The 20089-nt window shown below is 72.2% G+C and carries 21 protein-coding genes; 13 read left to right on the top strand and 8 right to left on the bottom strand.

The features are described 5' to 3' along the window. The first annotated feature begins 395 nt into the window (after positions 1-395). Positions 396-1949: an MFS transporter gene (locus ACZ6D7_RS27670; RefSeq protein ID WP_469496151.1), complete on the top strand. Its 1554-nt coding sequence runs from the start codon at positions 396-398 to the stop codon at positions 1947-1949. Here the strand turns inward: ACZ6D7_RS27670 and ACZ6D7_RS27665 are convergent. Continuing rightward, the gene (locus ACZ6D7_RS27665) at positions 1918-2652 is read right to left on the bottom strand and encodes a 2-phosphosulfolactate phosphatase (protein WP_469496148.1); all 735 of its coding nucleotides are present in this window, start codon (positions 2650-2652) and stop codon (positions 1918-1920) included. The two genes, ACZ6D7_RS27670 and ACZ6D7_RS27665, sit on opposite strands and share 32 nt — an antisense overlap. A 75-nt stretch (positions 2653-2727) precedes the next feature. Here ACZ6D7_RS27665 and ACZ6D7_RS27660 point away from each other — a divergent pair, with 75 nt between their 5' ends. Then, positions 2728-3606, top strand: coding sequence for an NAD(P)-dependent oxidoreductase (locus ACZ6D7_RS27660; protein ID WP_469496145.1), 879 nt, complete (start codon positions 2728-2730; stop codon positions 3604-3606). 182 nt (positions 3607-3788) lie between these two features. Here ACZ6D7_RS27660 and ACZ6D7_RS27655 read toward each other — a convergent pair whose 3' ends face one another. Beyond that, positions 3789-4754: an SGNH/GDSL hydrolase family protein gene (locus ACZ6D7_RS27655; RefSeq protein ID WP_469496143.1), complete on the bottom strand. Its 966-nt coding sequence runs from the start codon at positions 4752-4754 to the stop codon at positions 3789-3791. Positions 4755-5034: 280 nt separating this feature from the next. On the opposite strand from ACZ6D7_RS27655, the gene ACZ6D7_RS27650 reads away from it, so the two are divergent. Both ACZ6D7_RS27650 and ACZ6D7_RS27645 read left to right on the top strand, forming a co-directional pair. Continuing rightward, positions 5035-5310: a WhiB family transcriptional regulator gene (locus tag ACZ6D7_RS27650; protein WP_469496140.1), complete on the top strand. Its 276-nt coding sequence runs from the start codon at positions 5035-5037 to the stop codon at positions 5308-5310. Between the two features lie 72 nt (positions 5311-5382). Beyond that, complete coding sequence (locus tag ACZ6D7_RS27645) at positions 5383-5631, top strand: PLDc N-terminal domain-containing protein (RefSeq protein WP_469496137.1); 249 nt, start codon at positions 5383-5385, stop codon at positions 5629-5631. 26 nt (positions 5632-5657) lie between these two features. Here ACZ6D7_RS27645 and ACZ6D7_RS27640 read toward each other — a convergent pair whose 3' ends face one another. Further along, complete coding sequence (locus tag ACZ6D7_RS27640; RefSeq protein ID WP_469496134.1) at positions 5658-6308, bottom strand: HAD family hydrolase; 651 nt, start codon at positions 6306-6308, stop codon at positions 5658-5660. 195 nt (positions 6309-6503) lie between these two features. Between ACZ6D7_RS27640 and ACZ6D7_RS27635 the strand changes: the two genes are divergently transcribed. Together ACZ6D7_RS27635 and ACZ6D7_RS27630 are read left to right on the top strand one after the other, a co-directional pair. After that, the gene (locus ACZ6D7_RS27635; RefSeq protein WP_469496131.1) at positions 6504-7271 is read left to right on the top strand and encodes a LamG domain-containing protein; all 768 of its coding nucleotides are present in this window, start codon (positions 6504-6506) and stop codon (positions 7269-7271) included. 460 nt (positions 7272-7731) lie between these two features. Beyond that, positions 7732-7908: a hypothetical protein gene (locus ACZ6D7_RS27630; RefSeq protein WP_469496129.1), complete on the top strand. Its 177-nt coding sequence runs from the start codon at positions 7732-7734 to the stop codon at positions 7906-7908. A gap of 37 nt (positions 7909-7945) precedes the next feature. Here the strand turns inward: ACZ6D7_RS27630 and ACZ6D7_RS27625 are convergent, their stop codons facing one another. Together ACZ6D7_RS27625 and ACZ6D7_RS27620 are read right to left on the bottom strand one after the other, a co-directional pair. Beyond that, positions 7946-8653, bottom strand: a complete 708-nt coding sequence (locus tag ACZ6D7_RS27625) for a hypothetical protein (protein ID WP_469496126.1) — start codon at positions 8651-8653, stop codon at positions 7946-7948. Further along, complete coding sequence (locus ACZ6D7_RS27620; protein ID WP_469496124.1) at positions 8650-10305, bottom strand: serine/threonine-protein kinase; 1656 nt, start codon at positions 10303-10305, stop codon at positions 8650-8652. Before ACZ6D7_RS27620 ends, ACZ6D7_RS27625 begins: the two co-directional genes overlap by 4 nt. A gap of 308 nt (positions 10306-10613) precedes the next feature. Here ACZ6D7_RS27620 and ACZ6D7_RS27615 point away from each other — a divergent pair, with 308 nt between their 5' ends. Further along, positions 10614-10994 carry a hypothetical protein gene (locus ACZ6D7_RS27615; RefSeq protein WP_469496121.1) on the top strand — a complete coding sequence of 127 codons (381 nt, stop codon included), beginning with the start codon at positions 10614-10616 and terminating at the stop codon, positions 10992-10994. Positions 10995-10999: 5 nt separating this feature from the next. On the opposite strand, the gene ACZ6D7_RS27610 is transcribed toward ACZ6D7_RS27615, so the two are convergent. Further along, positions 11000-11728: a hypothetical protein gene (locus ACZ6D7_RS27610; RefSeq protein WP_469496118.1), complete on the bottom strand. Its 729-nt coding sequence runs from the start codon at positions 11726-11728 to the stop codon at positions 11000-11002. 258 nt (positions 11729-11986) lie between these two features. Between ACZ6D7_RS27610 and ACZ6D7_RS27605 the strand changes: the two genes are divergently transcribed. The 3 genes from ACZ6D7_RS27605 (at position 11987) to ACZ6D7_RS27595 (ending at position 16098) form a co-directional block, all read left to right on the top strand. After that, positions 11987-13342: a hypothetical protein gene (locus ACZ6D7_RS27605; protein ID WP_469496116.1), complete on the top strand. Its 1356-nt coding sequence runs from the start codon at positions 11987-11989 to the stop codon at positions 13340-13342. A 63-nt stretch (positions 13343-13405) separates the two neighbouring features. Continuing rightward, the gene (ligA, locus tag ACZ6D7_RS27600) at positions 13406-15544 is read left to right on the top strand and encodes an NAD-dependent DNA ligase LigA (RefSeq protein ID WP_469496113.1); all 2139 of its coding nucleotides are present in this window, start codon (positions 13406-13408) and stop codon (positions 15542-15544) included. Then, positions 15541-16098: an SMI1/KNR4 family protein gene (locus ACZ6D7_RS27595; protein WP_469496109.1), complete on the top strand. Its 558-nt coding sequence runs from the start codon at positions 15541-15543 to the stop codon at positions 16096-16098. Before ligA ends, ACZ6D7_RS27595 begins: the two co-directional genes overlap by 4 nt. A gap of 62 nt (positions 16099-16160) precedes the next feature. Here ACZ6D7_RS27595 and ACZ6D7_RS27590 read toward each other — a convergent pair whose 3' ends face one another. Beyond that, positions 16161-16976, bottom strand: a complete 816-nt coding sequence (locus ACZ6D7_RS27590; RefSeq protein ID WP_469496106.1) for an SAM-dependent methyltransferase — start codon at positions 16974-16976, stop codon at positions 16161-16163. A 244-nt stretch (positions 16977-17220) separates the two neighbouring features. On the opposite strand from ACZ6D7_RS27590, the gene ACZ6D7_RS27585 reads away from it, so the two are divergent. Then, on the top strand, positions 17221-17871 hold the full coding sequence (locus ACZ6D7_RS27585) for a hypothetical protein (protein WP_469496104.1): 651 nt from the start codon (positions 17221-17223) through the stop codon (positions 17869-17871). Positions 17872-17878: 7 nt separating this feature from the next. Further along, the gene (locus tag ACZ6D7_RS27580; RefSeq protein WP_469496101.1) at positions 17879-18412 is read left to right on the top strand and encodes an AAA family ATPase; all 534 of its coding nucleotides are present in this window, start codon (positions 17879-17881) and stop codon (positions 18410-18412) included. Between the two features lie 5 nt (positions 18413-18417). Here the strand turns inward: ACZ6D7_RS27580 and ACZ6D7_RS27575 are convergent, their stop codons facing one another. After that, entirely contained in the window at positions 18418-19104 is a 687-nt protein-coding gene (locus tag ACZ6D7_RS27575; RefSeq protein WP_469496097.1) for a CBS domain-containing protein, read from the bottom strand. A gap of 254 nt (positions 19105-19358) precedes the next feature. Between ACZ6D7_RS27575 and ACZ6D7_RS27570 the strand changes: the two genes are divergently transcribed. Beyond that, entirely contained in the window at positions 19359-20066 is a 708-nt protein-coding gene (locus tag ACZ6D7_RS27570; RefSeq protein ID WP_469496094.1) for an SDR family oxidoreductase, read from the top strand. The last annotated feature ends 23 nt before the right edge of the window (positions 20067-20089 follow it).

Raw genomic sequence — 20089 nt, 5'->3', positions numbered from 1 at the left:
CCGGCACCGGCCCGCCGCCGCACCCGCCACCGGACGTGGACGCTCCGCCAATCATCCGTGGACGGCACGCCAACGACACACCGGTGGCCCCTGCCGCATCCTGGTGATCACCGCGGGCCCCTCCCGCGGCCGGCCGGGGCGGTGCCAGGACCACGGGGGAGTCCTGGCGTCCGCCCCGACCCGCCGGCGCGGGGAGCGACGGCACGCGTCCGGCCCGCCGTCGGCGCCGAGGGCGTGACCGCGGGGGCGCGACCGCCGTCCGGCACCGGCCCGCAGGCGAATGATCGAGTGGTGACCCCTCCGGCACGGGCGTACCGTCGGACGGGTGGACTGACGGCCGGCGCGACCGCGCCCCGTCTCCTCCCAACAGCCCGCCCCCGAGCGCGCGACACACCATGAGCAGCCTTCCGCAGCCCACCTCCGCAGCCGAGGCCTCCGCCCGAAAGAACGGCGGAGGCGGAAACGCGATGGCGCTGCTGGTCATCGCCTCCTGTCAGCTGATGGTGGTTCTCGACATCACGATCGTGAACATCGCGCTGCCGGACATCCAGCAGTCCCTGGACTTCTCGACCACCAGCCTGTCGTGGGTCGTCAACGCCTACACCCTCACCTTCGGCGGCCTGCTCCTGCTCGGCGGCCGGGCCGGTGACATCCTCGGCAGACGTCGGGTGTTCGTCGTGGGCGTCCTGCTGTTCGTGCTCGCCTCCCTGCTCGGCGGCCTCGCCCAGAGCTCCGGCCAGCTCCTCGCCGCACGCGCCCTCCAGGGCGTCGGCGGCGCCATCGCCTCGCCGACCTCTCTCGCCCTGATCAGTACGACGTTCCGCGAAGGGCCGGAGCGCAACCGGGCCTTCGGGGTCTTCGCCGCGGTCTCGGCCGGCGGCGGCGCGATCGGCCTGCTCGCGGGCGGCATTCTCGTCGAGTGGCTCAACTGGCGCTGGGTGTTCTTCGTCAACGTGCCCATCGGCCTGCTGATCGTCCTCGCCACCCCCCGCTGGATCAAGGAGTCCGAACGCCACCCCGGCCGCTTCGACTTCACCGGCGCGCTCACCTCGACCCTGGGGATGGTCTTCCTGGTCTACGGCTTCATCCGGGCCGCCCAGGACGGCTGGAGCGATGCGCTGACCGTGGCCTCCTTCGTTGCCGCGGTGGTCGTCCTGACGCTGTTCGTGCTGGTGGAGCGGCGCTCCCGGCAGCCCATCACCCCGCTGCACATGTTCGCCGACCGCAACCGGGCGGGCACGTACGGCATCATGCTGTGCCTCGCGGCCGCGATCTTCGGGATGTTCTTCTTCCTGACGCTCTTCGTCCAGGACGTGTTGGACTTCAGCCCCTTGGCGGCGGGTCTGGCCTTCCTCCCCGTCAGCGTGGTGATCGCCGTGGGAGCGGGCCTCGCCTCACGCTTCCTGCCGACGTACGGGCCGAAACCCTTCATGGTGGTCGGCGCGATCCTCGCGGCGGCGGGCCTGTCCTGGCTGACGCTGACGGACGTTCACTCCACGTACGCGGGCAGCATCCTGGGGCCGATGCTGGTGTTCAGCCTCGGCATGGGCATGGAGTTCGTGTCCCTCACCTTGATGGCGCTCTCCAACGTCGAGACCGCGGAGACCGGCGCGGCCTCCGGCCTCCTGAACGCCACCCAGCAGGTCGGCGGGTCCCTCGGCCTGTCCATCCTGGTCACGATGTTCGGCACGGCCAGCCGCAACGAGGCGGACGACCAGGTCGCCGACTTTCTGGCACAGGCGAGTCCGGCCGAACGCCTGCGCTTCCAGCGCACCGGCGAACTTCCCGCGCCCTGGTCGGACGAGGTCCTCACCGCCGGGATCTCGGCCGCCTTCGTCATGGCCGCGATCTTCACGGTCGTCGCCGCGATCATCGCCCTCGTGGTCATCCAGGTCCGCCCGTCGGACCTGGAACGCCTCAAGGGAGGCGCGGGCCCGGGGCCGGTCTGAGGTATGAGTGATCGCCCGGGGGCGCCGGGACGGGGCGCAGCACCGTCAGGGAGTCCTCGACGGCCGCGACCATCGCGAACGCGAAGCGATCCGCCTCCAGGCTGAGCCGGACGTCGTCGGGGTGGATACCGCGATACCCCCGGCGTACGCCTTCGGCGAGTTCCGCGGCCGCCCTCGACCCGGCCGCGCGCCGCACGTACGGCGCCGGGTCCACCGTCCGCCCCGAGGCCAGGCCGGCGATGTACCGGGCGCAGGCGAGGTCCTCCTCGGCGTGTCCGTCGTCGCCGGTGACGAGGTAGGTGACGGACGCCGGATTGCGGCGCACGAGGAGGCGGGCGGTCGCCGCGGCCACGCCGAACCCGGCGCACAGCAGCAGCGGGGCGTTCCTGGCGGCCATCGCCCCGGCCGTCCCGTTCGTGGTCCGCTGCACGAGGCTGCGTCCGGCGAGGTCGAGGGACCCCACGAGGGCGGGTGAGTTGACGGTGTCGAAGCCGGGGGCGGGCGGCCCGTCCGTGAGCGCGATCCAGTCGGGGTGACGGGCCCGGAGCGCACGGGCCGCCTCCGGCGACTCGGCCAGGACGATCCTCTCGGCGCCGCGGTCGAAGGCCACGGCGGCCGTGGCGAAGGCCCGCAGCACGTCGATCACGACGACGGCGGAAGGGATTTCGCCCAGGCCGGCGACACCGGCGAATCGGGACTCCACCCCGGCATCATGGCGCACGAGGACGTATCAGGGCGCGCCGCAGGCGCCGTACGGACTCCGGGTCAGGGTCCGTGCATGGTTCATGGAGACGTGGGAGTCCTGCATCCGGGTGCCATGGGGGCGGGCGTGGCGGCGCAGGCGGTGGCGGCGGGAGCCACGGTGTGGTGGCTGCCGCGGGGCCGCTCGGCGGCGACCCGGCGACGGGCCGAGCGGCTGGGGCTGCGGCCCGCCGGGAGCATCGGCGAACTCGCCGGGACCTGCGGCCTCGTCCTGAGCGTGTGCCCGCCCGCGAACGCACTCGATGTCGCCGAGGAGGTCGCGGCGGCCGGTTTCCGGGGTGTCTACGTCGACGCCAACGCGATCAGTCCCGAGCGGACGGCCGATGTCACCGCGGTGCTGGAGGGCGGCGGCGCGACCGTCGTGGACGGCGGGATCACCGGACCGCCGCCCCGTGAGCCGGGCTCGACCCGGCTGTACCTGTCGGGCGAGGACACGGCCGTCGCCCGCGTCGCCGCCCTCTTCGAGGGCACCGCGCTCACCCCGGTCGTCCTGTCCGGCCCGGTCGGGCGGGCGTCGGCCCTCAAGCTGTCCTTCGCCGCGTACAACAAGATCACGTACGCCCTCGCGGCCCATGCCTGCGCCCTGGCCGACGGCCATGGAGTCCTGGACGACCTGCTCGACCTGGCGCAGCATCTGTTGCCCGGCACACCGCTCGTCGGGACGGACCGGCTGGCCTCGGCCGGGCAGCGGGCCTGGCGCTGGGAACCGGAGATGCGGGAGATCGCCGAGGCCTGCCGGGCGGTCGGGGTGGCGCCCGCGTTCGCCGAGGCGGCGGCGGAGACGTTCGCGCGCTGGGAGGCCCACAAGGACGATCGGACGGTGACCGGCGCGCGGCTGATCGCGGATCTGTCCGAGGAGCAGCCTGGGGACCTCTCAGGGGAGACGGCCGGCTGACGACCTCTTGACCTCGGGCGAGGGCGGGGCTTGGCGGTCCGGCTTTCGCGAGGTCGAGGACTGGTACCGGAGGGTGGTCGGGGGGTAGGCGGGCGGCGGCTCGCCGGGGTGTAGGGGTGTGCCCCGCCGATGGTCGGGCCGTGGGGTGTGGGTGTGGGTGTGGCCGTGCCGCGGGGCGGGGGTCAGTGCCCGCCCCGCCCCCGGGTCACGCGGTTCAGGACGGCCTCCGCCATGGCCGCCTCACCCTTGGCGTTGGGGTGCGCGGGAGCCGCCGGGGAGGTGGGGCGCAACGGCTCGATCCAGCGGACCTCCGGCGCCTTGCACATGTCGTGGCCGATGGTCGGACCGTAGGTGTCCACGTACTCCGCGCGGTTCACCAGGGCCACCAGGCGAAGCATCAGGTTGAGTCGCTTGCCGGTGTCGCGGAGGTAGGGGAAGTCCCCTGCCGCGAACGGCACCTGGGGCGCGCAGCCGGTGCCGTCGTCGGGCAGGAGGTCCGGATAGCCGACGACGAGGACACGCGCGCGTGGGGCCCGGTCGTGCACGGCCCGCAGCACCTGCGCGATCTTGGGCGCGGTCCGGGCGATCGTGACGGCCAGCTGGTCGACGCCGGAGGCGCCGTAGTGGCGCCGGCAGGGATCGCCGGACGGATCCTGGGCGTACAGCCCGGCGCAGGTGCCGATGATCGAACCGAAGCCGATGTCGTTGCCGCCGATCTGGACGGTCACCAGGCCGGTGTTCCTGCCCAGCGCGTCGAGCTGGGGGCCGTTGGTGCCCTGCGACTTCCACATGTTCTCGGTCGTCGCCCCGCTGCAACTGACGTCCTTGAACGTGGACGTCCCAAGGCGCCCGGACACGAGCGACGGGTAGTTGTGGTCGGAGCGCGCACAGTTGGCGTCGACCTGCTGGGGGATGAAGGGGCCGGAGGTGTAGGAGTCCCCGAGCGCCACGTACGCCCGCGCGGCACCTGTGCCGTGTCCCGTGCCGGTGCCGGTGCCGGTGCCGTGTCCGGTGCTCTGCCCGGCGCCGTGTGCCGCGACGGGCGCCGCGGACGTGGCGACGAGGGCGCAGCCGCCGAGGGCGGTCAGGAACGCGACCCCCCTGCGGCGACGTCCGGCTCCTGCTCTCCTGCGTGCGTCGCGTTGCATCGCGGTCCTCCCCTGAACCCACCCCGCCCGTGACGATGCCGCTGACGCCACCGTCCTGATGTTCGACTGGGCTTGTATACCGCCCAGTAGGAGGGAGGGGCCAGAGTTGTGACGGCATGCGTTCGGGGAGGTGAGGGGAGGCGCGCACTTCTGTTCCGATGTGGCTTGAATTCGCCCCGAGCATGGCTCAAACGGCCGTAAGTGCCTATATTTCTTACCACCTGACTCCGACGTCCCTCGGTTCTTCCCTCGCGCACCGGACAGGAAAGGGGACCGGCGTATGAACTGGCGTGAGACGGCGGCCTGCCGCTCCGAGGACCCAGACCTCTTCTTCCCGATCGGCGACGAAGGCCTGTCCCGTCGGCAGATCGAGCAGGCTCGGGCCGTCTGCCTCCGGTGTCCCGTGATGAGAGCCTGCGGTGCCTGGGCCGTGCGCCACGGCGAGAAGCACGGGGTGTGGGGTGCCATGACGGCCGGTGAACGCCGGAGCCTGCGGCTGGGCCGTGCGCCGGAAGCGGTTCTGTGGACTTCCGGAAATTCCTCCGCCGATTCGTGAACCGTTCGGACGCCGTCGTCCGATGAGGGAGTGACGGGCGGTTCGAGTCGGACGGAATGGGAGTGAAGTCACATGATGGGTCTGCTGGTTGGTGGCCTGGTCCTGCTGGTGATCGCGCTGTGGGTACGGGCCGTGGTCGACTGCGTCCGCACCCCGTCGGAGCGCGTTCGGCACGTACCGAAGGTGGTCTGGCTGCTCTTCATCCTCCACGCGCCGCTCCTCGGCGCCATCGTCTGGGTGAACGTCGGCAAGGGGCCCGCGCCGGAGGGTGGCATAGCGAAGACAGTGCGGCCGGAGGCGGCGTTCGCCGACGTCTGCTGACCCTGGACCGCCGCCTGCGCGTCGCCCTATCCGGGGGAGTGCGTGAGCAGATGGTCGACGGCGTCCACGACGTCCGTGGCGCGGTGGTGGGGCACGGTGAGACCCTCGGGCCAGGGCAGCCTGCCCTCGACCCAGATGGTTCTCAGCCCCGTGCGGTACCCGCCGGCGATGTCGGTCTCCGGGTTGTCGCCGGTCATCCAGTCGCCGGCGGTGAGCTGGGTGCCGCAGCGCGCCGCCGCGAGTTCGAACAGTCGAGGGTCGGGCTTGCGGACGTCGATGTCACCGGAGGCGGCGATGCCGTCCACCAATTCGGCGAGCCCGGTGGCCCGCACCTTGGCGCGCTGGATGTCGGACGACCCGTTCGTGGCGACCCCGATGCTCCAGCCGCATTCCTTGAGCAGGCCGAGGCTGTTCAGCACGGCGGGACGGCAGGTGACGGCCGCCGCCAAGCGGTCGACATACACCCGCCACAGATGATCGGCGGACTCGCCCAGGCCGAACTCCGCGCGCAGCCGGGCGAAGTCGCTCCGGTCCGCGTGGTCGGCGAGCCGGGTCAGCAGCCACGCCTCGACCTCGGGCCCGTACCGGTGGTCCCGACAGAGGCCGGCTATGGCATCGGCGAACGCGGCGGTGCGGTCGACGAGGCTGCCGTCCAGGTCGAAGAGGGCGAGACGCATGATCACGACCCTACCCAGGCGCCGGCCGGTTCCGACACGGTCATGGGCGGCGCGGATGGGGAGGGCAAGGTTCCGCCGGGCGTGCACCGCCTGAACCGGCCCGTATCCGTGGACGGTTCACTCGGACGGCTGGTTCTCGGGTCGGTTTCCCGGGGTGCCCGCATGCCTTGGTCATATGCGGAGCAGCATCGCCGCATGGAGAATCCCGCAAGCGAAGGCCCGCTCTCCGCGAGGGGCCCCACGCCCGACGCCCCCGTCGTCTTCACGGCGGACTTCACGTCCACCAGCCAATGGGTGGCGGGACGTTCGTGGGCGTATCCGCAGGGAGGCCCGGTCAATCCGGGCGACGACAAACTGGATCACCTGGTCGAGGACCCCGCCTACAGCCGCTCGGGAACGTTTCGGGCCACCCGCCGCCGGGACGGACGGTGGAACACGGGGCTCCTCACCACGGAGGGAAGCGAGGAGGAGTTCATGGTCCGGGCGGGCGACGTGCTCGAGGCACGGGTCCGGCTGCCGTACGAGGCCGGGGCCTGGCCGGCCATCTGGACCTGGCGGGACGGCGATCAGGAGATCGACGTCTTCGAGTACCATCCCGACAACCCCGACCTGCTGGAACTCACCAACCATGTCCGCGGTGGCAACTTCTACTACCGGGACGCCGCGATCCGGCCCGGCGCGTGGATCGACCTGTGGGTCGAGTTCGGCGTGCGGTCCGTGGTCTGGTGGGTGAACGGCGCCCGGGTGTTCGCCGACCGGCAGGGCGTCGGCCGGACGTGGCACGCGTACCTCATCGTCAACCTCTCGGTGTGCGGCGGGCGTTACCATCCGCCGCCGGCTCCCAAGACCACCGAGATGTCCTACGAGGTTCGGGACCTGGTGGTGCGGCGTCCGGCCAGGGTCCTGGAGCTGCTCGACGACGAGGGGGGTGACGCGGCGGCCGAAGACGGCGACGAACGCTGACCGGCGGGCCGAGCGGTGCACGGCCGCCGGCGAGCGAGGGCGAGCGACTCAGAGGTCCGAGAACGCGAAGACCCCGCACCAGCGAAGTGGTACGGGATCTTCATCCGAGCGCCGGGCAGGCCTTGCACCTGCATTTCCCCGCAGGAAGCGGAGCGTCTTTCCTTGGACCACCAACGCATGACCGAGAACCGGGAGTTCCGGCTTCAGCTCTGACCAAAGCTTAGCGCATCGTCGCGGGGGTGGGATCCACTCCCCTCCCCGGTCCGACATCGTGGACATGGTCATCGGTACCCGAACGCAGCGGGCACAATGCGATGATGTCGTCGACACCGGTTTCTTCCGTATGACCGTCGGGCGACGTCATGGCACAGCGGATCCGCCTCGGCGGATCGGCCCGTGTACCCGAAGCCGTCCACCGCGTTCGGCCACGCCGACCGACCACGAAAGCAGAGCCTCTTCCGTGTTCTCCGTCTTCGACGACACGCCGATCTACCACCGCCTGGTCACCGAACGCGGCGACGTGCCCGCCCAGGTGCGCGGTGAGGCCGAACGCATCAAGCGCGACCTGGACCGCGTCATGTCCAACGCGCCCTCGCTCAACCCGGGGCTTCCCGCGCAGCGGTCGTTCTTCGGCTGAGGGGCGAGGGGCGGGCCGCGCCGGTCCTGTACGCCGGTCACGGACAGTCGTACGTGAAGCGCACCGCCGCCGTCCGCCGGGACGGCGACAGTACGTGCAACTCGGCTTCTGCCGCGTAGTGGCCGCGCCCCTGGAACGTCCAGAGAAGATGCAGCCGCACCTCGTGACGGCCACGGGCGACGCTCGCGTGCAGGACGTCGGAGGTGGTGCCGTCGTTGCGTACCCAGCGGTAGGTGAACTCGCCCGCGCGGCCGTCGGTCCGGACGACTCCGACGACGTCCGCCGTGTCATCGCATCCCGTGCCCGGCTCGGCGGTCGTCACCGAGACGTCCCGCACCGACAGGGTGGGCGTGGAGTGCCCCCGCCAGAACAGGAACACCACGGCGGCCACGAGGACCAGCGCGGGCAGGGTGTGCCGGCGCAGTCGGCGGTGCCGGCGGACCGGTGGCGGCACAGGGGCGAGCGTCGTGTGCACACCGTGCGACAGAGCCGCGGTGACGCCCGGTCCGAAGCGCAGCACCGTGCCGTCCACCCGACCGTGCGGCACGGTCGAGCCGGGGGCGTCCGGCGCCGTGGGCCCGGAGGTGTCCAGCACGGTCGTACCGTCGTCGTCAGGGCGCTGGACCCAGTGGCTCTCCAGCATCGTCGCGCTGTAGTCGTCGTCGTCCTCGACCCGGGTCTTCGCCAGGGGCGGAGGACTCGTCGTGTCGCCGGGGGCCGGCGGACGGTCGTGGGGTGTGGTCATCGGATGTCGCACCGCCGGGTCAGGAGCTGCTGGGACGCGCCGCCGTCGGCGGACGCGGGGGTCGTGGTGGCCCGCACGGTCCAGTAGCAGCCGAGGCCCTGGAAGGTGTGGTCGACCGCCAGCGTGTACTGCGTGGCGCCGCTGCGCCGGAACGAGACGGGGGCGCCGTCCGCGGACCCGGGCTGTCCGGCGGCGTCGCCCGTGAACCAGCCGACGGTGACGGTGAGAGGGCCGGGGCCGTCCGTGGTGACCGTGATCGTGGTGGTGGCCGTGGTGGCGCCCGTCTGCCGGAAGCCGGACACCGTGACGTCCTTGACGCCGGGGGAGACCGGCGGCTGGGAGGTGCTCGTCGAGGGGCTGGGGGAGGCCGACGGGCTCGGTGAACCGGAGGGGGTGCCCGGGTCGGCCGAGGTGACCGGTGGTGAGACCGGGGCGCTGGTGGTGGCCGACGGTGACGGCGAGCCGTCGGACGCCGACGCGCTGGGCGAGGGGGAGAGCGTCGGGGCGGACGACGACGGCGATGCCGAGGGGAGCGCGCTCGCCTCGGACACGGGCGAGGCGCTGGTCGTGGCGACGGCCTGCGTGGGCCGCCCGGAGCCCGCCTCCGCCTCCGCCCCCGCGCCCTGGCCGATGCCCTGGCCGAGGAGGAGCGCGACCAGCACGGCGGCCGTCGCCACGACCACGCCCGGCCAGGTGGGCCGCCACGGATGCGGCCCGCCCGCCCCCGGATCGCGGTGGAGCACGGTGCGGGCCGTGTCGGAGGTCGTGCCGGACGGCGGCCGGGGGACGGGCGGCATCAGGAAGAGCAGCAGCGCCACGAGCGCCGCCAGCCGGCCGCGGCCGCGTTCCTCCCAGTCCTGCCCGTACCCCGCCACGGCGGCCCGCTCCAGGTCCTCGACGAACGCCGCAGCGTCCACGGGCCGCTCCGCCGCCGTCTTCGCCAGCCCCCGGCGCACCAGTGCCCGCACCGCCTCGGGCACCTCCTCGGCCGGCACGGCGCCCTCCACATGCTGGAGCGCCAGCTGTGCGAGGTTCTCCCCCGAGTACGGCTTACGGCCCGTCAGGCACTCGAAGAACGTGGCGGTGGCCGCGTACACGTCCCCGGCGGGCGAGGCCGGCGCGCCCGTCCACTGCTCCGGCGCCATGTAGGCCGGCGTGCCCGCCACCCCGGCCCGGATGCCGGCGTCCACGGCGATGCCGAAGTCGACGAGCTTGGACACCCCCTCCGGGGTGACCAGGACGTTCTCCGGCTTGTAGTCACGGTGGACCACACCGGCCCGGTGCGCGTCGGCCAGGCCGAGCAACGAGCCCTTGAGCACGACCAGCGCGGACTCCGGCGACAGCGGGCTCTGCCGGGCGAGCACGGCCCGCAGGGAGACGCCGTCCACCAGCTCCATCACGATGGCGGCGCCCTCCGGGGCCTCCACGTACTCGTAGAATCCGGCCACGTACGGGCTCTCCAGCCCGCCGAGCAGTTCCGCCTCGGCGCGGAAGCCGTGCACGAAGCCCGGGCGGGTGCGCAGCGACTCACTGAGGTACTTCACGGCCACCGGCAGGCCGGTCGGCTCGTGCACGGCGAGAACCACCCGTCCACTGGCTCCGGAACCGAGTTCGAGCGACTCGGAGTATCCGGGTACGGCCCATGTGGTCATCGCCCCTCCCCCTGCCGTTGTGCGTGTCGTGCCTGTTGTGCCTGTCTAGCGTGTTGTGCGTGTTGTGTCGCCGTGGTCCCGGACAGTGCGGGCCACGGCAGCTGAGACACGATTTCGGCCGGCGCGGTTGCAGGGCGCGGGGAGCGTCGGCCGCTCGGAGGGCCGTGTGCGGGCTGAGTCAGGGTCAGATGCCGTCGGCCGACGGGGGATTGTCAGTGCCGTGTTGAAGAATGTGCGGAAGCGAGATCAACTTCGCCGATTCGGGGTAGGTGATCTTGAGTCGCTACCCCTGAAAGAGGTCACCTCCCTTGCCCGACGCCCGCTTCCGCGCTCAGCTGACCGCAGCCGAGGCCGATGTGCTGCGCATCGTCTCCGATGCACGACGCCCCGTGTTCGTCACCGTGCACACGAACGGGCGCCGCAGGTACAGCTATTGGCGCCCGTTGGACTCCGGCGCCGCCAAGGGAGGCTGCTATGTGGCCCTGCCCACGGAGGAGTGCGACCGGCTGCACGCCGCCGGCCGGATATCCCTCGGCGAACCGGTCACCGACCCCGCCAAGACGACCTACCGGGTCAGCGCGGTCCGTACGGCGGCCGCGCCGCTCCGACTCCCGGTCGCCGCCGCGCCCGCGCCCGTCCCCGTACGGGCCGTCCAGGACCCCGGCCGCGGCCGGGGCCGAGCCGCCTGAGGAGGTCAGTAGAGGGTGTCGCCGGGGGCGACGGGGAGGGTCTCCAGCAGCGGAGAGGCCAGCAGCTCCTCGATCAGCGCCCGGGACCCACCGACGTAGGTGCTGACCAGGTCCACGTCACCGCCCAGGCACCAGGCGCGGTCCTCGGGCCACCACAGGTCCGGCAGTTCCGCGAACTCGTCCAGGGTGACGGGGGAGCCGGCGTCGCCGAGGGACCCGGAGAGCAGCACCTCCTCCCGGCCGGGTGTCTCGAAGCACGGCACCCCGTCGAAGTCCCAGCGGCCGTATCCGGCCCACAGACCGAACCAGCAGCGCTCGGCGGTCCGGGTGTGCCGCGCCAAGACAGGGATGAGGTCCTCGGCAACGCCGGGCGGCGTCGGCCCCTCCGCCGGATGCTCGTCCCAGACGCCGGCCAGGCCGTACTCGGACGCGTTCTGGTAGAACCGCTCCATCCCGATCAGCCGGTGCCACTCCGCTCCCGGCTCCACCGCCCGTCCGTAGGCGGCGGCCACCGCCGACCACGTAACCGGCCGCTCGTCCAGCGACGCCGGATGCAGCACCCGTACGTACGCGTCGAAGCCGGGCGCGGCGACACCCGCGACCGTCCCGAAGTCGCCGTACCCCGGCGCACGTTCGGTCAGCCAGCGGGCCGGCCCGAGATCGGCGTGCTCCACCCGCAGGCGCCCGTAGTGTTCGGGAGCGGGCGTCCGGTCCAGCGGTCGATAGTTGTCCACCCGGCCCATTGTGCCTGGCCGCGGCCTCGCGCCTCCGGGGGACGGAAGGGGGAGGCCCGAGGCCGAGCGGGGACGGGACCCGGCCGGCGCAGGCGTTGGAGCAGAAGCGCCGAGTGCGGGTGCGGATGTGGGAGTCGTCGACGTGGAAGCACCAGGGCCCTGACGCCCTCCAGGACCTGCTGAGGTGCTGGACCGGCACCTGCACCACCTGCACCTCCTACACCACCTGCGGCCACCCCCCAGGGGGAACGCCCCACCGTGTTTCCGGGGCGCGCCGTCCTCCCGTACGACGCCCGGCGGTACCCCGGCCGGGTCTGCTGGGAGGCATGGACTTCAGCAGGCGTACGGCGATGGCGGCGGGGCTCGGCGCCACGGTCGCGGTGGGGACGGGGGCCGCAAGCGAGGGAGCTGCCGCTGCCGCACCGGTCCAACGAACCCGACGTCGACACCACCTTCGGTACCGCCGACGCGCACGCGGCGTTCGTGAAGGCGGCCGCGCTCGGCATCAAGGGCTCCTCGGCGAGGCCCCCGCTCGTCGTCCTGCCCGGCCTCGCGCAGTCCGGCCCCTTCCAGGATCTCCTGCTGGCCAACGACGTCGTGCGGTACGCCGACGCGTGGGCCTTCCACGGTTACTCCGACCCCGCCGAGCAGACCGACCCGCAGGTACCGGGCGCCTCGGCCGAACAGCACGCGCTGGCCTGCCGCCTGGGCGCGGACGTACCGCTGTGGATGACGGAGTGCGGCGCCTTCCTGAACACCGACCGCGATCTGACCGAGGCTCAGCAGATCGTGCAGGCACGGTACCTGGTGCGCTCGACCGTGGAGGGGCTGGCCACCGGGAACGCGCGGCAGTTCTGGTTCGCGGGACCGCCGCTGCACGACGACGGCGTGTACTTCGGGCTCCTGGACCGCGACTTCCGTCCCCTGCCCGCCTACAGCGCCTTCGCCGCCCTCACCTCGCTGCTCGGCGCGGCAGACTTCGTCGGACCCGCACCCCGACTGCCCGACGGCGTGCGGGGGTCGGTGTTCGACAGCGGGCGTGACGGCGAGCGGGTCACGGTCGTGTGGACGGCGGGGCGGCACACGCGCGTGCACCTGCCCGGCGTGGCGTACGACCTCATGGGGCGCCGGATGCACGGGCCCGTGACCGCCTCGCCGGACCCCCTGTACGTCGTCGCACGCGCCGACCCTGGCGGCATACCGGAAACCGCTGCCGAGCAGGGGCGTCGCCCCCTCACCCCGGCCGAGCACATCGTCCTGGGCCAGCGGTACCCCGCCCGCAACGCCGCCCCCGGCAAGCAGGACGGGGACGCCCCGCCGCCGTACGGCTACCGCCTCGGCCGCCGTACGCGCGTGGCCGTCGACGTCTACAACTTCTCCCCGGTACCCCGGCGGGTGACGGTCACCGCCCGGCAGCCCGGTGGCGGCTGGACGGTCCGCCCGCGCGGCACGGGGCAGGTACGGGTGGCGGCCGGGGGCAGGGTGAGTGTCGGCTTCCGGATCGACGCGGGGCGTCCGGTGGGCCGCAGGGTGGACGCGCGCCTGACGTTCACGGCGGAACTCGACGACGGCACGTCCGTGCCCGCGTCCGTGGCCCTCGTGCACCTCGGGTAGCGGGCGGCCCCGGACCCGGCCCGGCGCCCGCGTCCGGACCCATTGTCAGTGGTGGGAGGCAGGATGAGAGGCATGACAACACCTGGTGCAGTGATCGAGGATGCCGCCGCCTACGCGCAGGCGGTCGAGGACGCGGTGAAGGCGGCTGCCGCCTACTACGAGGGCGGTACGTCGGTGCTGGACGACGACGCCTACGACAGGCTGGTGCGCTCCATCGCGGCGTGGGAGGCCGGACACCCCGGCCAGGTGCTGCCGGAGTCGCCCACCGGGAAGGTAGCCGGTGGCGCCGTGGAAGGCGACGTACCGCACACGGTGGCGATGCTGAGCCTGGACAACGTGTTCTCGCCGCAGGAGTTCACCGCGTGGACGGCCTCGCTCGCCCGGCGCGTCGGCCACGACGTGACCCGGTTCAGCGTGGAGCCGAAGCTGGACGGCCTGGCGATCGCGGCGCGCTACACGGAGGGCCGCCTGACGCGGCTGATCACCCGCGGCGACGGGACGGCCGGGGAGGACGTCTCGCACGCGATCGGCACCGTCGAGGGCCTGCCGGAGAGGCTGACCGAGCCGTTCACGGTGGAGGTGCGCGGTGAGGTCCTGATGACCACGGCCCAGTTCGAGCACGCCAACGAGGTGCGCACCGCGCACGGCGGCCAGCCCTTCGCCAACCCCCGCAACGCCGCGGCGGGCACCCTGCGCGCCAAGGAGCGTGCCTACACGGTGCCGATGACCTTCTTCGGCTACGGCCTGCTGCCCCTTCCCGCCACCGAGGCGGCGCTCGCCGAGACCCTCGCCGAGGGCGCGCACAGCGACCTGATGGCCCAGGTGGCCGGGCTCGGCGTGAACACGACGGCCACCACCGCCGTGCCCGGCATGACCGCCGACACGGGCGAGGAGGTGCTGGCCCGGGTGCAGGAGATCGCCGCCCTGCGCGCGGAGCTGCCGTTCGGGATCGACGGGATCGTCGTCAAGGCCGACCTGGCCGCCGACCAGCAGGCCGCCGGGTCGGGCTCGCGCGCACCGCGCTGGGCGATCGCCTACAAGCTGCCGGCCGTGGAGAAGATCACCCGACTGCTCGGGGTCGAGTGGAACGTCGGCCGCACCGGCATCATCGCCCCCCGCGCGGTCCTGGAGCCCGTCGAGATCGACGGCTCGACCATCACGTACGCCACCCTGCACAACCCGGCCGACATCACCCGCCGCGACCTGCGCCTGGGCGACCAGGTCATGGTGCACCGGGCCGGGGACGTCATCCCGCGCGTCGAAGCCCCCGTCGCCCACCTGCGCACCGGTGACGAGCAGCCCATCGCCTTCCCCGAGTCCTGCCCCCGCTGCGGTGCCGACATCGACAGCAGCGAGCAGCGCTGGCGCTGCGCCAACGGCCGCAACTGCCACCTGGTGGCCTCCCTCTCCTACGCCGCCGGCCGCGACCAGCTCGACATCGAGGGACTCGGCCACACCCGTGTCGTCCAGCTCGTCGAGGCCGGTCTGGTCGCCGATCTCGCCGACCTGTTCACCCTCACCCGTGACCAGCTCCTCGGCCTGGAGCGGATGGGGGAGACCAGCACCGACAACCTCCTGGCCGCCCTCGCCACCGCGAGAGACCAGCCGCTGTCCCGGGTGCTGTGCGCGCTCGGCGTCCGCGGCACCGGCCGCTCGATGTCCCGGCGCATCGCCCGCCACTTCGCCACGATGGACCATCTGCGCGCCGCCGACGCCGAGGCGATCCAGCGGGTCGAGGGCATCGGTACGGAGAAGGCCCCGTCGATCGTGGCCGAACTCGCCGAACTCGCCCCGCTCATCGACAAGCTCGCCGCGGTCGGCGTCAACATGACCGAGCCCGGCGCCACCCCGCCGCCGGCCCCCGGCACCGACGCCGATGCCGCCAGCGGCGAGGACGGCACGGCTGCCGCGCCGCCCGCCGGTCCGCTGGCCGGACTGGCGGTGGTGGTCACGGGCGCGATGACCGGCCCCCTGGAGAAGCTCAGCCGCAACGAGATGAACGAACTGATCGAACGAGCCGGCGGCCGTGCCTCCTCCAGCGTCTCCAAGAAGACCAGCCTGGTCGTCGCCGGAGAGGGAGCCGGATCCAAGCGCACCAAGGCCGAGACCCTCGGCATCCGCCTCGTCACCGCGGACGAGTTCGCCGCCCTCGTCGCCGACTGCCTCGACACGGCGGGCAGCGGGGAGGCTGCCGGACAGTGACCACCGCGCACCCGCCGAGGAACTCGGGCACGACGCAGGACGAGCTGGTCGAGGCGATCCGCGCGGCAACGCCCCTGGACAACCTGACGCCGGTGGCGACGCTGGAGGAGGTGGCGGCCGTCGAGGCGGAACTCGGCTTCCGGGTACCGCGCTTCCTGCGCAGGCTCTACACGGAGGTGTCCAACGGCGGCTTCTGCGTCGACGGCAGGGCGGTGGTGTCTCTGACCCCGGTGGACAACTGGTTCTGCGAATTCGAGGACGTCCTGGACGCGCACCGGAGCTTCACCGGACCGACCGACGACCCAGACGACGAGGAGGTGCCGACCGGACTCGTCCCGGTCATCGACCGCGGCTGCTGTATGTGGACCCTCGTGGACTTCCGTACGCCGGAGGGACGGATCTGGGACTGGGACGCCAACACCTGCTGCCGGCTCACCCCCACCACCATCACGTCGGTCGAGCAGTTCTTCGCCGACGGCATGGCGGGGCGGCTCGACCATGCGGGTCCGCACCGGCGGCAACGACTGCACAAGGAGACATGCCGGGAGGGATGAGCCTCTTGGCCGGTCCGGAAGGTCTCCGCGCCCTTCGTGCGGAGACCTCCACGGTCGCCCCGTCAGGGCTTGCGGGCGAGGCCGCCGTGTTCGGCGATGACCTTGGGCGCGGGGGAGGCCGCCTCGGGGCGCCACAGGGGGACGGAGACGACGCCGGGGTCGAGCAGCTCCAGCCCGTCGAAGAAGGACGTGATCTCGTCGACCGTACGGAGGTTGTACGGGACCGCGCCGCTCTTGTTGTAGCCGTCCTGGGCCTGCTCGAAGACCGGGTCGATGCCGCGCGAGCCGTCGTTGATGGAGAGGTAGCTGCCGGAGGGCAGCGCGTCCATCAGGCGGGTGGCGATGGCACGGGCCTGGTCGTAGTCGGCGATGTGGCCCAGGATGTTGCTGAGGATCAGGGCCGTGGGTCGCGTGAAGTCCAGCGTCTCGGCGGCGGCCGCCAGGATGCGCTCGGGGTCGAGCACGTCGGAGTCCACGTAAGCCGTCTTGCCCTGCGGCGTGGAGTAGAGCAGCGCGCGGGCGTGCGCGAGGACCATCGGGTCGTTGTCGACGTAGACGATCCGGGTCTCCGGGGCGATCCGCTGGGCGACCTCGTGCGTGTTGTCGGCGGTGGGCAGGCCGGTGCCGACGTCCAGGAACTGCCGTATGCCCGCCTCGGACACCAGGTACCTGATGTTGCGCTGGAGGAAGGCGCGGCTGCTGCGGGCGATGGTCACAATGCCGGGGAAGACTGCCGTGTACGCGTCACCGGCCTCCTCGTCGACGGGGTAGTTGTCCTTCCCGCCCAGCCAGTAGTTCCAGATCCGGGCCGAATGCGGCACCGACGTGTCGATCTTCTGCTGCGCCGCTGAGCCGGGCGTGGGGGCGTGATCGGTCATGAGCAGTGTCCGTCTTTCAGCCGAGTCATGGAGGGTTCAGCGCACAACATATGCGGCAACGACCCTACTGCGTAAACCAGTTCACTTTTCCGGTGGGTCAGGACCGGGCGCGCACGTGAACCGGCACGTGAACCGGCTTGCCGGGCCGGGGCCGAGCCCCCGGGCACGGTGTCGTGGCTGACGCGGTGGTTGATGTCGTGGCCGAGTCGTGGCTGATGCCGTCGACGCCGTGGATACTGCCCGCATGCATCTCGGCGTGGTCATGGGGATCCTCTACTGCGTGCAGTTCAGCCGTGAGTTGGGGGACGAGGAGGTCGGGCGGATCGCCGACATGGTCCTGGAGCGGCCGCTGTACGACCTCACCGCCGAGGAGCAGTACGCGGCGGTCAAGGCCGCCCTGGCCGCGGACGTCTGGGAACAGGACCTGTCCTGGCAGCCGCACGACGAACCGGCGGTCCGCGAGTTCCTACGGCAGGTGCTGGTACGACTGGACGCGGAGCGCCCGTGGCGGGAACCTCCGCTGCGCGCCCTCGGGTTCGACCGCTGGGAGCAGTACAAGCACGGGACGCGGCTGGCCCACGTACGGCTGTACGCCCTGTCGCAGGACCGGCTGCACGCCCGGCTGCGCACCGTGCCCGGAGATCCGGACGGGCTGCGGGGTGTGGTGCTGCGGCTGCGGTCGGGTGACGAGGTCGCTCTGGTGGCACCGCCGTTGCCGGACGGCCATGACGCGGTGCTGATGGCCGTGGAGCCGCACCGGCCGGCGGCGGAGGTGATCGAGGCGTTCCTCACGCACACCGCGTACGAGCGGGAGCGGGTGTCACCGGCGGCGGGGCGGTCGCGCCGGTCGGCGCGAGGGAGGGGAGGGCTGTGGCGATGGCGGTGGGTACGGTGACACACGCGTGAGGGTGGGCACCACGGAGACCCGGCTCGTCGTGCTGCGCGGCAACTCGGCCTCGGGGAAATCGTCGGTCGCGGCCGGCCTGCGGGACAGCTTCGGACGAGGGCTGGCGCTCGTCGGCCAGGACAACCTCCGCCGAACGGTCCTGAGGGAACGGGACGTGCCCGGCGCGGCCAACATCGGCCTCATCGACACCGTCGCCCGCTACGCGCTCGACGCCGGGTACCACGTCGTGCTCGAAGGCATCCTCTACGCCGACCGCTACGGCGAGATGCTCGCGCGCCTGAGCGCCGACCACCGTGGCCGCACCCACGCCTACTACCTCCACGTGCCCTGGGAGGAGACCCTCACCCGGCACGCCACCAAACCGATCGCCCACGAGGTTCAGGAGACCCAACTCCGTGACTGGTACCGGGAGCTCGACCTGCTCCCGGACGGCCACGAGACGATCGTCCCCGCCCACAGCACGCTCATGGAAACGATCGCCCGCATCATGACGGACACGGGCCTGGCCGGCCTCCCGGCACGGGACTGACGTCCTCAGGGAGTCGCCCGCGCCGGTTCGTCCACCTCCGCGTCCGCCTCCCGCACCGCCCTGAACTCGACCGCCACCACACCGTCGACGTTCCGGCACAGCTCCTCCAGGACGGGTACCGCGACCCGGGAGGAGAGCAGGCCGCTGAGGACGACATGGCCGTGCGCCACGTCCACCTGCACCGCCGAGGGCGACTCGCCCAGCGTCTTGACCAGGACCTCCTCGACGATCTCCGTGCGGATGGCCTGGTCCTTGCGGAGAAAGACGCGCAGCAGGTCACCCCGGCTGACGACGCCGACCAGCCGCTGGTCGTCGTCGACCACCAGGAGCCGTTTGATGCCGTGCCGGGCCATCACCCGGGCGGCGTCGACGACGCTCCAGTCCTCACGCGCGCAGAGGGCGGGCGATGTCATCAGCCCCGCCGCGTCGGTCGCCCAGGCCTTGGCGGGCCGTGGCGCGACGCCGTCCTCCGCCGAGTCGTGCTCCGCCGAGTCGTGCTCCGAGCGCCCCCACATCTTGTGCAGCAGGTCCGCCTCCGACACCACGCCCACCGGGCGGTCGTCGTCGTCCACCACGGGCACCGCGGTGATGTCGTACTCCTGGAGCAGATGGGCGATCTCCTTGAACGGCGTACCGCCCTGGACTCGCACGACCACATCGCTCATGAGGTCGCGTACCTGCTGGTGGTTCATGGGGGCTCCCTTTCTCAGACCACCGTCGTAGAAGGAAACGTCCGGCGGCGCCCCGGTGATCCCCCCTGACTCACACCTCCAATTCTGCCGGACTTGTGCCGGTACGACCGCTGGTACGACCGCCCGTACGGCCGCCGCGCCGGATCCGGCGCGCACGGGGCGGATCGAAGGGGGATCGAATATGGAACCGATCGGTTTACGATGGGTGGAAACCGATCGGCTTCCCGCTGTCGGGAGCCGCTCCCCCTCTGGAGATGATCACGACTGCCATCAAGAACTCCGTCGTCCTCGTGACCGGCGGCAGCCGCGGCGTGGGCAAGGCGCTGGTCGAGGAGCTGTACGCACGCGGCGCCGGCAAGGTCTACGCCACGGCCCGTGACCCGCGCGCCGTGACCCACCCGGACGCGGTTTCGCTGGCGCTGGAAGTGACGGACCCCGCCTCCGTGGCCGCCGCCGCGCAGCAGGCGCAGGACGTCACCGTCCTGGTCAACAACGCCGGCGTGGCCACCGGCGCGCGCTTCCTGACCGCCCCGGTCGAGGACATCCACCGCGAGTTCGACATCAACTTCTACGGGCCGCTCCTGCTCACCCGCGCCTTCACCCCCGTCATCGAGGGCAATGGCGGCGGCCACATCCTCAACGTCCACTCCGTGCTGTCCTGGTTCGCCGACGGCAGCACCTACAGCGCCTCCAAGGCCGCGATGTGGGCGCAGACCAATGCCCTGCGACTGGAGCTGCACCCGCGCGGCATCGGCGTCACCGGCCTGCACATGGGGTACGTCGACACCGACATGACGGCCGGCCTGGACGCCCCCAAGTCCAGCCCCCGCGACATCGCCGTGGCCGCGCTCGACGGCGTCGAGGCGGGAGCCCACGAGGTCCTCGCCGACGACATCACCCGCTGGGTCAAGGGTGCCCTGTCGGGGGACGTGACATCGCTCTACCAGCAGCTCGCCCAGTAGCGGCCCGGCCGTGCGACACAAAG

The sequence above is a fragment of the Streptomyces sp. NPDC041784 genome (genome assembly GCF_055591025.1).
Note: the sequence above shows the minus strand (reverse complement) of the source record. Positions and strands in the feature narration are given on the sequence as shown.

What these genes read in the sequence shown, in the direction of transcription:
- ACZ6D7_RS27670 (WP_469496151.1), top strand. Translation starts at nt 396, where the DNA reads ATGAGCAGCCTTCCGCAGCCCACCTCCGCAGCCGAGGCCTCCGCCCGA.
- ACZ6D7_RS27660 (WP_469496145.1), top strand. Translation starts at nt 2,728, where the DNA reads ATGGTTCATGGAGACGTGGGAGTCCTGCATCCGGGTGCCATGGGGGCG.
- ACZ6D7_RS27655 (WP_469496143.1), bottom strand. Translation starts at nt 4,754, where the DNA reads ATGCAACGCGACGCACGCAGGAGAGCAGGAGCCGGACGTCGCCGCAGG.
- ACZ6D7_RS27650 (WP_469496140.1), top strand. Translation starts at nt 5,035, where the DNA reads ATGAACTGGCGTGAGACGGCGGCCTGCCGCTCCGAGGACCCAGACCTC.
- ACZ6D7_RS27645 (WP_469496137.1), top strand. Translation starts at nt 5,383, where the DNA reads ATGATGGGTCTGCTGGTTGGTGGCCTGGTCCTGCTGGTGATCGCGCTG.
- ACZ6D7_RS27640 (WP_469496134.1), bottom strand. Translation starts at nt 6,308, where the DNA reads ATGCGTCTCGCCCTCTTCGACCTGGACGGCAGCCTCGTCGACCGCACC.
- ACZ6D7_RS27635 (WP_469496131.1), top strand. Translation starts at nt 6,504, where the DNA reads ATGGAGAATCCCGCAAGCGAAGGCCCGCTCTCCGCGAGGGGCCCCACG.
- ACZ6D7_RS27625 (WP_469496126.1), bottom strand. Translation starts at nt 8,653, where the DNA reads ATGACCACACCCCACGACCGTCCGCCGGCCCCCGGCGACACGACGAGT.
- ACZ6D7_RS27620 (WP_469496124.1), bottom strand. Translation starts at nt 10,305, where the DNA reads ATGACCACATGGGCCGTACCCGGATACTCCGAGTCGCTCGAACTCGGT.
- ligA (WP_469496113.1), top strand. Translation starts at nt 13,406, where the DNA reads ATGAGAGGCATGACAACACCTGGTGCAGTGATCGAGGATGCCGCCGCC.
- ACZ6D7_RS27590 (WP_469496106.1), bottom strand. Translation starts at nt 16,976, where the DNA reads ATGACCGATCACGCCCCCACGCCCGGCTCAGCGGCGCAGCAGAAGATC.
- ACZ6D7_RS27585 (WP_469496104.1), top strand. Translation starts at nt 17,221, where the DNA reads ATGCATCTCGGCGTGGTCATGGGGATCCTCTACTGCGTGCAGTTCAGC.
- ACZ6D7_RS27575 (WP_469496097.1), bottom strand. Translation starts at nt 19,104, where the DNA reads ATGAACCACCAGCAGGTACGCGACCTCATGAGCGATGTGGTCGTGCGA.
- ACZ6D7_RS27570 (WP_469496094.1), top strand. Translation starts at nt 19,359, where the DNA reads ATGATCACGACTGCCATCAAGAACTCCGTCGTCCTCGTGACCGGCGGC.